10 protein-coding genes are annotated in these 13,636 nt (G+C 35.0%); 6 read left to right on the plus strand and 4 right to left on the minus strand.

Features of this window, described 5'->3' with window-relative positions:
• Nucleotides 1-123: 123 nt before the first annotated feature.
• Both CIG1485E_RS09405 and CIG1485E_RS03095 read left to right on the plus strand, forming a co-directional pair.
• On the plus strand, nt 124-306 hold the full coding sequence (locus CIG1485E_RS09405) for a hypothetical protein (RefSeq protein WP_038453612.1): 183 nt from the start codon (nt 124-126) through the stop codon (nt 304-306).
• Nucleotides 248-3,640, plus strand: coding sequence for an autotransporter outer membrane beta-barrel domain-containing protein (locus CIG1485E_RS03095; protein WP_158336106.1), 3,393 nt, complete (start codon nt 248-250; stop codon nt 3,638-3,640). Before CIG1485E_RS09405 ends, CIG1485E_RS03095 begins: the two co-directional genes overlap by 59 nt.
• Here CIG1485E_RS03095 and CIG1485E_RS03100 read toward each other — a convergent pair.
• Genes CIG1485E_RS03100 through rsmH form a run of 3 tightly spaced genes read right to left on the minus strand, consistent with a single transcriptional unit; the run spans nt 3,637 to nt 6,782 of the window.
• Nucleotides 3,637-5,580: an FUSC family protein gene (locus CIG1485E_RS03100; RefSeq protein WP_038453617.1), complete on the minus strand. Its 1,944-nt coding sequence runs from the start codon at nt 5,578-5,580 to the stop codon at nt 3,637-3,639. The genes CIG1485E_RS03095 and CIG1485E_RS03100 overlap by 4 nt on opposite strands.
• Entirely contained in the window at nt 5,581-5,862 is a 282-nt protein-coding gene (locus CIG1485E_RS03105) for a hypothetical protein (RefSeq protein WP_038453619.1), read from the minus strand. It abuts the gene before it with no gap.
• Nucleotides 5,859-6,782, minus strand: coding sequence for a 16S rRNA (cytosine(1402)-N(4))-methyltransferase RsmH (gene rsmH, locus CIG1485E_RS03110; RefSeq protein WP_038453621.1), 924 nt, complete (start codon nt 6,780-6,782; stop codon nt 5,859-5,861). The genes CIG1485E_RS03105 and rsmH overlap by 4 nt, the downstream gene beginning before the upstream one ends.
• Before the next feature lie 118 nt (nt 6,783-6,900).
• On the opposite strand from rsmH, the gene CIG1485E_RS03115 reads away from it, so the two are divergent.
• The 4 genes from CIG1485E_RS03115 (at nt 6,901) to ftsZ (ending at nt 11,678) form a co-directional block, all read left to right on the plus strand.
• Nucleotides 6,901-7,476, plus strand: coding sequence for a class II aldolase and adducin N-terminal domain-containing protein (locus CIG1485E_RS03115; protein WP_038453623.1), 576 nt, complete (start codon nt 6,901-6,903; stop codon nt 7,474-7,476).
• 141 nt (nt 7,477-7,617) lie between these two features.
• A complete protein-coding gene (locus tag CIG1485E_RS03120; RefSeq protein ID WP_038453625.1) occupies nt 7,618-9,075 on the plus strand; it encodes a peptidylprolyl isomerase in 1,458 nt (485 codons plus the stop codon).
• Nucleotides 9,076-9,080: 5 nt separating this feature from the next.
• Complete coding sequence (gene ftsA, locus CIG1485E_RS03125; protein ID WP_038453627.1) at nt 9,081-10,517, plus strand: cell division protein FtsA; 1,437 nt, start codon at nt 9,081-9,083, stop codon at nt 10,515-10,517.
• Nucleotides 10,518-10,529: 12 nt separating this feature from the next.
• The gene (ftsZ, locus tag CIG1485E_RS03130; protein WP_038453629.1) at nt 10,530-11,678 is read left to right on the plus strand and encodes a cell division protein FtsZ; all 1,149 of its coding nucleotides are present in this window, start codon (nt 10,530-10,532) and stop codon (nt 11,676-11,678) included.
• Here ftsZ and CIG1485E_RS03135 read toward each other — a convergent pair.
• Entirely contained in the window at nt 11,665-13,608 is a 1,944-nt protein-coding gene (locus CIG1485E_RS03135) for a bifunctional C40 family peptidase/M15 family metallopeptidase (protein WP_038453631.1), read from the minus strand. The two genes, ftsZ and CIG1485E_RS03135, sit on opposite strands and share 14 nt — an antisense overlap.
• Nucleotides 13,609-13,636 lie beyond the last annotated feature (28 nt).

Here is a 13,636-nt window from a genome sequence, read left to right on the forward strand (position 1 = left end):
GTGCTATAATGTGCTTGTTAATAATAAAGTTTATTAACAAGTATAAATTTAGAAAATCAAATTCTATTGTAGTAATCCATGAAAGCATGGGTTTTATAATAAGATTAATTTTAAAGGATCAATATGCAAGAAATTTTATATTTCAAAAGCAGGAGTGACAGATTTTTTGTAGCCACGAGTTTGGCTGTTTGTATGTGTATTTCTGGCTTGCAAGCAAATATTGCTATTGCAGATAAGGATTATGTTTATGATTCTACCACATCGAATTATACCGAAACTGGTGGTGGGGGGGGCAGTCGTCCTTGATTCTTTGCCAGATGACCTCGTTATAAGTGGGGTAAGCTCGGTAAAAGCTCCTGCTTTAAATAAGAGGGGTGAATTTAATATTATAGGTGCTTCTGGGAGCAAACGTATCACTTTTAATAGCGGTTCGACTGTCACTATAGAAGCTGATGGCACTAATACTGGTAATACGCGCCTTATTTTTGCTAGTAGTTACAATACTGTCAATTTCAACGGAACAACAAATTTAATTAATAATGTTAATACAGATAGAGCTAGAACTTTACATCTTGAAAATAACTCTAGGTTAAATTTAGGTAGAGGCTCTGAAACTACTGTTTCTACTGCTGGTAATGGATACGGAGTTGTTATCAAACAAAATACCAACCTAGATGCCGATAATGCAAAACTAACTATAAATATGCAAAAAGATGATAGCGTAGGACTTGAAGTCAATAAAAACTCATATGCATATCTAAAAAATGGCTCAAATTTAAACATCACAACCACTGGAGCTGGCTCTAAAGGTGTAAATTTGATTTCAGATAGTGCGGCATCAAGAGGTACGCTAGAATCAGATATAAACTCTAATATAAATATAAATACATCAAACGGCAACGGAACTGGTATATATATCGAAAGAGGCGCAGTAGTTGCAAGAGGCGACGTAATCATAAATAGTGGAACCGGCACTGCAATAGACCTTAAAGATGCAGCATATACTAATGATTTTTATAGTTTCGTAAATATAAGTAGCGGCACAAACAGCGCAGACCACTCACTAGTCCAGATAACTGGAGATATAAAAAACCAAAACTCTAAGGGTGCTGTGCAAGTGCAATTTGAACGAGCTGGGTCTTTTTTTAACGGTGATAATTATATACTATCAGACGGTAGAGGTAATTTTCGTTTTTACAATGGCGCTACTTGGACTGGAAATAATACAGTAAGTGGAACCGGAACAATGAATATATTATTAACCGGTACTACTCAGTGGACTGGCAATAACGAAGTATCAAATGGTGAAAATACGATATATTTGGCTGATAACAGTGTATTTAAAGGAAATAACACTACAACTGGCGGAATCAATAGTATATCAACGTCTCAAAGCTCTATTTGGGAGTCTGGTGAAAACAAAGTATCAGGCGGAAAGGCTTATTTGGTTCTTAACGCTGATTCTAAAATGAATGCAAATACCACAGTAGATGGTGGAAATAGTATTATAAGAGTTCGCGATTCATCAAGCTATACTGGAGATATAAAAGTCACTAGTGGAACTAATGATATGGAAATATCTAGCACTGGTAAATTTAGCGGCGATAGCACTACGACTGGTGGATCAAATTTGATAATTTTTTGGAACGGTGCTACTTGGGAAGCCGGCACGACACACACAGTAGATGGAGGATCGGCGTCTGTAGAATTCAACAATTATTCTGTAGGAAATGTAGATACTGTGGTTAATGGTGGAGATAGCAGGATAGACATAAATGATCGCGGATCGTACACTGGAGATGTAACAGTCAATAACGGAGATAATGGAATAAATTTATACGACACTGGTAAATTTAGTGGTAACAGCACTACAACTGGTGGAATAAATATTATAGATCTAAATGAAAACTCTACTTGGGAAGCCGGCACGACAAATACCGTAACTGGTGGAGCAGCGACTGTAAAACTTGACGATTACTCTGTAGTAAATGCAGATACTGTAGTCACTGGTGGAACTAGTACGATAAACGCTAATGGATATACGAACTACGCTGGGGATATAGAAGTCACTGGTGGGACTAGCAATGCGAATTTCTATCATGCGGCATCTTTCAATGGGGATTATATAGCTAGTGCTGGAACAAGCAGCGTCGATATGCAAGGTAGCTCAAAATGGCAAGGAGATATAAAAATAACCGCCGATAACTCAAAAGTAACCCTTCGTCATGATTCTAGATGGCAAGGTAGTGCACTAGAGCCATTAGCCACAACAAAAGCAAATGTGGATATGTTTAATGATTCAGAGTGGAAAGTGGCTCAAAATAGCTTTGTTGATAAGCTAAATTTAAACGACACCGCTCATGTCGTTCTAGCTAACAACTACAGAACACCATACTCAAATCCACGCACTTATGAGACCTTGACAGTTAAAGAACTAAGTGGAAATGGCGGAAACTTTGTATTTGATACTGATCTAAATAGCGCAGTTGCTGGAAGTGAAGAGACATACGGCGATAAACTAATAATCACAGGTGGTATTCCAGCTGGAGTACATGGGGTGCAAGTAGCAGATGAGAGTCTATATACTGGAGCAGAAGTAACTGGAGTCAAAAAGCTTTTGCTTATCACTGATGAGAATGACGTTGGCTATGAGTTTGTCGGTAAAGCATTAAATCAAGGTGGCTTATGGCAGACTAATGCTCCTACGTTTTTCAAAGAGGGAAATAAATGGTATCTAGCAAATTTCACCAAAGAAGCAAATAACGATACTACAGTAATACTAAGCGATAGACAAGTAGCAGTCTATAACCAATGGAATAGGATATCAAATGACTCACTTCGTAAGCGTTTAGGCGATTTGCGTTATGATGATAGTAAGCAAGGCAGCTGGGCTAGGGTTTATGGTGGTAGATTTAGTGGAGAGGGATATAGCCAAAACTACTACACCTTGCAAGCAGGAATCGACAAAGCTATAGATAACCACATATATGGACTATTTATAGACAGCCAACACAGCAACCAAGACTATACTTATGGTAAAGGCGATGGAGAAAAAAGAGTTGTCGGTCTATACTATACAAACTATTTAGATAACGGACATTATCTTGATACGGTGCTAAAATACGGTAAGATAAACTCAAAATACAATACAAGCGGTGACTTCCCAGACCATGCTAAATACGGCAGTTTGGCTTACGCTGCTAGCTTGGAGTATGGCAAGACTATAAGATTTGAGAACAATTCGTTTATAGAGCCTTTAGCTCAACTAACCTACTCAAATATCGAATCAGAAAACTACACTACTGATAGAAATACGATTGTAAAAGAGAGCGCTATAAAAAGCTTAATATCTAAGCTTGGATTTAATGCCGGAAAACAGATCGCAGATGATAGCGACGTGTATTTCAAGGCGTTTTGGATGAGAGAGTATAAAGCAGATAGAAATGTAGATCTAAAATCTGCAAATGGCGAGATCATGAGCTTTGGCGAAAATTACAGAGATAGCTGGGTAGAAATAGGGCTTGGACTAAACAAAAAAATCGGCGAAAAAACACATCTCTACGCCGATCTAGAAAGAAGTCTTGGAGCAACCATACAAAAAGACTGGCAAGTAAATGTCGGCTTTAGGTGGGAGTTTTAAATCAGATCCATGACTTTGGTTTGCTTTGAAGCAATCAAATTTAGAAGATAAGTTATAGTCTTATCATGACACATTAGCTTATCTTCTACACTATCGTAAAAATAATAAGGAAGCTTATTTAGCTTCTTTTCTATCATCTCAAATCTTGTGGAAATTATCTTTATATCGGACTCCAATGCTAGCTTGATGAGGTCTAGCTTGTCATGCTTTATGGATTTGATATAGTCTTTTAAATTTATAATTAAGCCGTTTATCTCTTCAAGATTTTTGTAAATTTCTAAAGATGTTTTAAAGTATTTAAACTCTCTTTTATCATTTTCTAAAATAGCTTTTTTGTAGATATTTAAGCTAGTTAAGACGCTTTTTTCGCTGATTATGAATTTAGCCTTTTGGCTTTGGCTGAAGAAATTTGATAGTTCATTAAGCTTTGCTATGACTGAGGATAAATTTGAGTTTAGCTTTATGGCTGAAGCCTTTCTAAATAGCAAGAACGTCACCCCAAAAGCAACAAAAAATCCGATCAAAATATCGGCGAATCTAGCCACTACAAGCTCCAAAAAATCAGCTTTTATCTCTGAAAATACAAGTGTAAAAGTCGCCATAAACACAGATGAAAAATATATAGTAGGAAATATTTTAAGATAAAATGTTAAAAATATAAAAAGCATTATGAGTGGCACGAAGATCACGGTTGATTTGAGCGTATAAATGAGAGCAAACGCTATGCAAATGCCGATCATTGCGCCTTTTATGTTGTCAAATCCAACGACTCTAGTCATATATGAAGTGGCTCTACTCACGCTCAAAACTCCTATGGCAATCCATACTCCATGGTCGATTTTTGTAACTTGAGTGATGAAGATAGCTATGGAGACGCCAAGCGCGAGTTTGAGAGAGTTTATGACTGTATCGTTTTGTAAATTTATCTCAGATATGATACTTTTTAGGCTTTTTGAACTCTTTTTTTCTAGTTTGATTTTGTCTTCGCCACCATTTTTTATAAGCTCAAATTTAGAGTATAAGACCTCAAGAGATGCTGCAAATATACTAAATTTAGAGTTTTGGATCTTGTTTAGAGCCTCACTTTTTAAGCTTACCTTTTCATCTTTAAATATATTTTTTAGCTCATTTAGGTTGTGGAGAATTTCTTTTTGTACCTCTAAAAGTAGTGAATTGTCCTTGATATTGATAAAATATCTCTTTAAAGATATTAAAGAATAAAATATATCTTCTGTTTTATATAAGTAAAATATTGCCTTTGAGTGGTGGATGATTAGCCTTGCGTCTTTGAGATTTGCACTTTGGTTTGCGAAGATTTTTTTGATACTGTCTATGTGGTTTGCGCATTGCAGGGCAATTTCGTCAAATGTTTTTTGATCGAAGAGATTTTGAGCCATTTTTGTAGTGTCGTTTAGAAGCAAATTATATGTTTTTTTGGTAAATTTACCATAAGTTCCGATATGTAAAACTCTCAAAGTAGAAGCTATAACCCCACCAACGATAACTCCATAAATCGAGCTTTGAATGTCGAATTCACCGTTGCTTTGGACGATTAAAGCGACTAAGCCAGTCATATTGACAATGGAGAGGACTTTGTTTAAATTTGGATTAAAAATCGCGCAAATCCCAACAAAACTCATCCACAAAAAAGTAGGCACTACAAGCCACCATCCAAGCTCGTAAAAATACGCCACAAAAGGCAGAGCGAGGCAAGATAAAAATATATAAAGATATAGGTATTTTAGTTTTGCCTTGTCATTGCCATCAAGTGAGTTTATAAAAAATATACTTATAGACGCGTTTGTGGCAAAGACTGTGGCATGAAATCCAAAAAAATAGTAAGATACGCTAGCGCAAAGTATGAATGATATCGACGCTTTTAGAGCGTATGTCAGACCGAAATTTGCCGGATCGTATGTTTTGATAAAATTTTTAAGCATTTAGTAGCTCATATTGTCTATGATTTGGTTTTTATACCTTATTTTTTCTAGTTTTGAGTTGAGTTCTTTGTTTTCTTCAAGTAAGACATTTAGCTTGTTTCTAAGCTCTGCTATATCCCTACTTGTATAATATATTTCATTGCTTATATATATTTTTGGCAATGTCACTGCAAGGATAAGAAGTATCATCAAATACGCAGTTAGTAGGTGCTGAAAAGATAGATTATGCTCTTTTTTTAGCTCTTCATCGTGAGTTTGGAGGAGTTCGTCTTTGTCGCTCATCTTTGCCTTTCTATCTTGAAGCTTCTTAGTTTAGCACAGCTACTTCTTGAGTTTTGTTTTATCTCTTCATCTGTGGCTTGAAGTGGTTTTTTAGTGATGATTTTGCCTATGCAATGGTTGTTGCCGCATTCACAACGGATAGCAAAACTAGGGCAAATGCAGCTTTTCTCCCACTCTTTGAACTGGCTTTTTACTATTTTATCTTCTAATGAATGAAATGAAATAACGGTTAAAATAGCGTTATTAATGTTTGAGTTTTTTATAGAAGTTAGTAAATTTGTTAGCTCATCAAGCTCTTTATTGACTTCTATTCTTATGGCTTGAAACGCAAGTATAGCGATACTTACGGAGCGATTTTTTAAATTTGATTTGCCTATTATGTTTGTTAGCTCTTTTGCACTTGTTATAGGTGAGATTTTTCTTGCTTCAATGATTTTTTTGGCTACAGTAGTCGCATTTGGAAGCTCACCAAACTGGACAAAAATACGTTCTAGCTCACTTTGGCTATATGTATTTACAAGCTCTTTCGCATCAAAGCTTTGATTTTTATCCATTCTCATATCAAGAGTGCTGCTATTTAGCCCAAACCCACGTTCATCTAAATCAATCTGCAAAGAGCTAACTCCGATGTCTGCTAAAATCCCTTTAATATCACTTAAATCTATCAAATTTATGATATTTGCGAAGTTGCTTTTATAGATAGAAATCCTATCTCCATAATCTTTAAACTTTTCTTTGCAGAAATTTATCGCAGTATCATCTCTATCACAGGCTATGATTTTTAAATTTGGATTTGCGTCGAGCAGGGCTTTTGAGTGTCCGCCATATCCTAATGTGCAGTCTAAAATAGTGCCTTTTTCGATGCTTTTAAATGAGCTTATTACTTCATTTAAAAGGACTGGGATATGAGGTGATTGCAACTGATTTCCTTGGGTGTAAATTTAGGCTTTATAATAACATAATAGATTTTAAGTTGGAATAAAACTACTTTGAGCGACCTAATTTTATGTTATAATTCATAAAAATTTAGGACTAATTATGAATGTAGAATACTCAATAAATGAGATTAAAAGAATATCTAGCTCGATGTTTAAGAAAAACTTTTTTGGTGTATTTCATGGCTCAATTTCTGCTAGAATCGAGCATAATCAGTTTGTTATCAATAAAAAAGATGCGATTTTTGACGGACTTAGCAATGATGATTTGACACTTTTATACTCAAAAAAAGATTATAGGTGGAATGATGCGAGCATAGACAGTGACATTCACTTAAACATATACAAAAATATAGGCGAAGCGAAATACATCTGCTACGCGATGCCGCCATATCTCACGGCTTATAGCATAGATCACGTAAGCATAGAGCCAAAGGATTATTTTGGTTTTATGAAATTTGATAATATTTTTGTTTATGATATCAAGCAGTTTGATGACTGGTACGAAAGAGCACCATCTGAAATAGCTAGATTTATGATCGAAAAAAATACAAACGTAATGGTTATAAAAGGTTATGGAGTGTATGTATATGAAAGGACAGCTTACGACCTTGCTAAGACTGTCGCACTGCTAGAAAATAGCTGCAAATTGCTTTATTACGCAAAAAGTTTTAATTAATCCAAATTTGGTTAGTAAAAGTTAGTAAAAAAGTTAGTAAAATTTTACAAAATTTCATTTTAAGGCTTGTTTTTAAGGTATATTAAACAGAATTTTGATAAAATTGTGATGTTTTATAGTTTTTTATAATAAAGGAAATTTATGATTACTTGGATGCAAAAGCATAAGAAATATTTGGTTATAACTATTTGGATTAGCACTATTGCGTTTGTGGGCGCTGGATTTGTTGGCTGGGGTGCTTACGATATGAATAACAATAGAGCAAAATCTGTTGCAAAAGTTGGAGATAGAAGTATAAGCATTCAAGAATTTCAACAAACTTATTCAGAATTATACGCTTATTATTCTAATTTATCCAATGGGCAATTTACTCAAGAAAAAGCCGATGAAATGGGCTTAGACAAGATAGCTTTAGATAAAATCATACAAGATACAATGCTTCTAAATTTCGCTGATAGCTTAGGACTTAGCGTGACAAATGAAGATATGATAGCAACAATAATTGCAGATAAAAACTTCCAAGTAAATGGCAAATTTGATAGAGCCACATACGAAGAGGCCTTAAGAAGATCTAGAATCTCTCCAAAAGACTATGAAAATGGACTAAAAAATAAAATCTTGCTAAATAAATTATTCAGTGCTTTAAATTTAAAAGCGAATACTGAGGATATTGATATGCTAGGATCTAGCTACTTTATGCAAGATAGAGTTTCTATCCAAGTTTTAAAAGCCGATAAAACTTCTGTAAGTATAGATGAAAATGAGCTAAAAGAGCTTTGGGAAAAGACAAAAAACAACTACCTAACAAAAGCAAAATATGATATGGATACGACTTTTATAGAACCTGTAAAAGTAGATGCAAATGAGACTGTTTTGATGGAGTTTTACGAAGAAAATAGGGGCGAATATAGAGATAGCTCAGATAAACTTTTATCATTTACAGATGCTTTAGAAAGTGTAAAAAAGGATTTTGCACTTAAAAATACTAGAAAATTTGCACTTGAAGAGTATTTAAAAATTAAAAAAGGTGAATCAAATCCAACATCTTCAATGAGCGTTTTAGAAGATAGCACAGAGTTTCCTGTCGCTGAGCTAAAAGATGCAAAAGCTGGTGATGTCTTAAAACCTTTTGAGTATAAAAATGGCTATTTGATAGTAAAACTAAAAACAGTAGCTACACCACAAGTTATGAGCTATGAAGAGGCAAAAGCTAACGTTATAAAAGAGTATGAAAAGATAAAATCCAAAGGCGCCCTTGAGGCAAAAGCAAAAAGTATGGTTGATACATCTAATGGAACAGATATAGGATTTATTAGCAGAGATACTAGAAAAAGCGTAAACGGACTAAGTGACGCTGAGTTTTTGGAATTTGTTATGAGGCTGTTTGAAACTACTAACAAAAAAGGTTATATAGTTTTAGAAGATAAAGCCGTTATTTACAACATTATGGAACAAAAATTGCTTGATTCTAACAAGATTAAAGAGTATAACGAATTACTAACAAAAAACGCCGATGCGATCAAAAACGGACAATTGGGTCAAGATTTATTAATGGCCTTGCAAAAGCGTTATGATGTAGAATTGTACTATAAAAGGTAATAGTTGTGGGAATAAAGATACTAGGCATTGATATTGGGTCTACGCAAATTTGCGCTGTTATGGCTGAATGCGAAAATAATAGCACAAATATAGAAAATGCTATAAAAATAATCGGAATTGGCACTGTCAAATCTCAAGGGCTTAAAAAAGGTTCTATAACAAACATAGAACTAGCATCAAGCTCTATAAAAGCAGCAGTTGACAATGTGATGAGAACTGCTGGAACAAGATATGATAAGGTAATCGTATCGATATCTGGAAAAGATGCGAAAAATATAGACTGCAAAGATGTTATAAATATTCCAGAACGTGAAGTAAATATAAAACAGATCGAACGCGCCATAAGCTCAGCAGAATATAAAGTCAAAATCCCGCATGACTATGAAATTATACACACTTTACCATATAATTTCAAAATAGACGAACAAGATAATATAGAAGATCCTCTTGGAATGAATGGTACGAGATTAGAGGTTCAAGCCCATATAATTGTAGTCCAAAAATCAGCTCTTTTAAATTTGCGAAAAGCTATAGAAAAGGCTGGACTTAAAGCAGATAATGTTGTACTTTCTGGATATGCATCTTCTATCGCCACACTAAATGAAGATGAAAAAGCTCTCGGAGCTGTGCTTATAGATATGGGCGGTGCTAGTTGTAATATGGTCGTTCATTCTGGAAATTCTATACGATATAATGAATTTTTAGGCGTTGGCTCATCAAATATAACCATAGATTTATCGACTATTTTACATACTCCACCTACTAAGGCTGAAGAGATAAAAGTAAAATATGGCACGCTTAAAAATCAAGAAAACCAACTCATAGTTTTGCCAGATCTTGGGGATGAAAACTCAACCCACGAAGTTGGAATAAGCGTAATAACAAAAGTTATATATATGAGAGTTGAAGAGACTTTGATGATACTTGCTAAAATGCTTAGCGAGAGCAATTATAAGGATCTAGCTGGCGCTGGAGTTGTCTTGACTGGTGGAATGACAAAGCTAGATGGGCTTAGAGAGCTTGCATCTGCTGTGTTTGATAGTATGCCAGTTCGTATCGCTAGACCAAAGGAATTTGATGGTCTTATAGATGTTTTAAGAGATCCGGCAAATTCTTGCGCTATTGGACTTTGTCTTTATGGGGCTGGATTTTTTACTCCTTATGAGATAGATTCTGAACGCAAACTCAGATACAAAGAAGAGCCTTTAATAAAAAATCAAGGCTTGATTTCTATAAGAGAGATGAGAGATGAGATAGATAATGATTTTGAAACCATAAAAGAAGAACCTATCATAGCGCCAACGCAAGATCAAACGTATGATAGTTTAGATTTAAAAATAGATAAAGAAGATTTAAAAAATAATAAACGTGATATTGGCGATATAAAGGATAAAATAAATCCTTTTTCTAAATTTATTAATTACTTAAAAAACCTGTTCTAAGAGGGAGATGATATGGGCGATTTTACCGTAGAAGAAAATAAAAATATTTATGGAGCTAAGCTAAAAGTTGTTGGTGTCGGCGGCGGTGGCGGCAACATGATAAATCATATCGTAAGAGAGGGTATAAACAATCAAGACGGTATGAAAACAGTTGATTTAATAGCTGCGAACACCGATGCTCAAGCTTTAGAAGATTCAAGTGCAACTACTAGAATTCAGCTTGGTGAGAAAAAAACTAGAGGTCTTGGTGCTGGTATGGTTCCAGAAGTCGGCAAGGACGCTGCTTTGGAGAGTTACGAAGAGATTAAGACTACTTTAGAATACTCTGATATAGTATTTATCGCATCTGGTTTTGGTGGTGGTACTGGTACTGGAGCTGCTCCTATAATCGCTCAAGCAGCAAAAGAAATAGGCGCTTTAACAGTAGCCGTTGTCACAACCCCATTTTCTTTTGAGGGCAAAAAAAGAATGAGGCTTGCTCTTGAGGGTATTGATGAGCTTAAAAAAGAGTGCGATAGCATAGTCGTCATCCCAAACCAAAAACTTATGGGTATCATCGATAAAAAAGCAGGTATAAAAGATAGCTTCAAACAAGTTGATAATATACTAGCGCGCGCTGTGAGCGGTATGAGCTCTATAGTTCTTAGCTCAGGAACTAGCGATATAAACCTAGACTTTGCAGATGTAAGAACTGCAATGAGTCATAGGGGTCTGTCTCTTATGGGCGTTGGCGAGGCTGAAGGTGAAGAAGCAGCTCAAGAAGCACTCAAAAACGCTATCCAATCTCCGCTTTTAGATGATATGAATATAAAAGGCGCTATGGGCGTTTTGGTGCATTTCAAATTTCACCCAAGTTGCCCTATGAGCGATATCAGCGAAGCTATGGAAATAGTCCAAGATAGTGCTGATGAAGATGCAGATATATTCTTTGGAACATTATGTGATGAGTCTATGAGTGAAGGTAGGGTTCAAGTAACACTTGTAGCTACTGGATTTGCAGATAAAAACGAAGCCAAACAACCTGAAATCACTCAAGAAGTTTTGCCAGAGAAAAAAGAGCAAAGCATATTTGGCTCATACAGAAGAGCTTCTGGATATGATATAAATATCGATCCAGATGAGCTAGATAAACCAGCAATAAATCGCTTTAAATTAGATTAAAACTTTCTTGCCTAGAGTTAGTATATACGCTAAACTCTGGGCGATACTCAAAATGCATTGTATCAAAATGCTGCCATCTTCCTCCCCAGATAAATCCGTGTTTTTCGAAGATTTCTACTATCTCTTTTGGGATTTGATTTTTGTATTTGCCATCTTTGCTCCACTGCCAATAATCGCTTAAATTTGTATTTATATCTATTGCGATACCCCAGCTATGAGCTGAAAGACGGTTTGTTTTGGCTATTATTCTATAGTTAAATGTGCCTGATGGATTATCTAGATATTTTTTAAATTTAGGCTCATTTTGCACCAAAATATCTAGCTCGTTGCTGACTTTTTGCAGTGCTTTTGCAGCTCCATTTTTAGAGTTAAATTTAAACTTTTTATTCACGCTATTTTTTAACCAAATTATTTCAGTTAAATTTGCTTTTACGCTCTCTTTATCCATGCCGTAAATTTTATTAAAAAACTCACTATTTCTAAATCTTCCAGCGTCGCTTAGCAGCGAGTTTAGTGGCTCTAGCAGCGGATATTTATAAGCTAGCATATCTTTAATGCTTGGATTATTTAAGTATTTATCATAATTTTTTGTTTGATTATCATCAAAGCTCATTTGCGATCCATCTTCAAATTTAAGCGTATTGCCATCAATTTTTATATTGTAAGCCATCTCAAAAGCTGATTTTTCATCTGTGATTATTGTATTCATGGATTTGATTTTTGAGAGCAAAAGGGCTTTTTTATTGATGTTTGGCTCATCTTTGCCGATTTGTAAATCAGTTATTGCGATACCACCTATCATGGCTCTGCCATCATCCTTTGTCCTTATCCCCCAAGCATCATGCACGGCTACTAGCGAGCCATTTACTTCTCCAGCGTAAAGCATTATGTGTCCTGGCATATAGAGTAATGTCAAAAATGGAATTGCATATTTTTTTATCATTTTTTCTTTTTCCTCATTGTTTAAATTTGACAGGTTGATTACCTGACCTATTTTGCCTTGCTCTTTTGAGTTTCTTGGTAGCCATATTCCAAATGAAGCAAAGTAGTCTTTTAAGAATAAAGAGCAATCCCTTAGTCCATTTTCGCCACCCCAGCCGTAGTTTTGACCGAGCATATTATTTAATCTAATTTTGATATTTTCATCGTTTAATTCTTCAAATTTACTAGAAAAATCTTTTGAAATTATAAGTTGATTTTTTAGCACAAAATGCGTTTTATTTTCATCATTATATGGAAAAATCCCGCCTATACGAGAGCTAAATTTAAACTGGTTATTTGTGTCTAAAACCGGAAAATTATCAAACTTAAACGCACCAAATTTATAATTTTTAAACTCACTAACTTCATTTTTTGTTAGCACTTTTAAATTTATAGTAGGCACAAATCCCCAAATAGCGTCACTTCTAACAAATGCAAAAGCCTTGTCTTTGCTATAATGAGATATCAAAACTGGGCTTAAAGCTGGAATAATCGAGTCTTGAAGATAGTCAAATGGATATCCTTCCCCAGCTTGTTTGACATTCAAAAATAACTTGTCAAAGGTCGGAAAATTGCGAATGACGGTGTTTGTTAGTGTTAGCGCTGGTTGCAAAATCGTTTTAAACTCATCAAAGTTCGCATTTTGCTTTTGTTTTTTAAACCACTCCTGGCTTCTTGGAAGTCCACTTTCGCCATAATAAGTCTTTTTGGAGCTGTTTTTATACGTTTTAAACGCCCACATCAAATCACCCTGATTTTGCGTGATTTCTTCACTCCAGACGCTAAAATATTTGCTTAGCAAGACATTGTGATTTATAGTGATATTGTCTTCAAATTTAGGCAAAATTGTTGCATTTTGCTCAAAACCAAGATCCAAAATTTGTTGTTGCTGTTTTAGGCTGCAACCACACATCAAGATGACGCTTATGATAAAAAATATAGGTTTCAACTTTTTCCTTATGATTTTTTTGTATAAT

It is taken from the genome of Campylobacter iguaniorum (assembly GCF_000736415.1).
Taxonomy (GTDB): Bacteria; Campylobacterota; Campylobacteria; order Campylobacterales; family Campylobacteraceae; genus Campylobacter; species Campylobacter iguaniorum.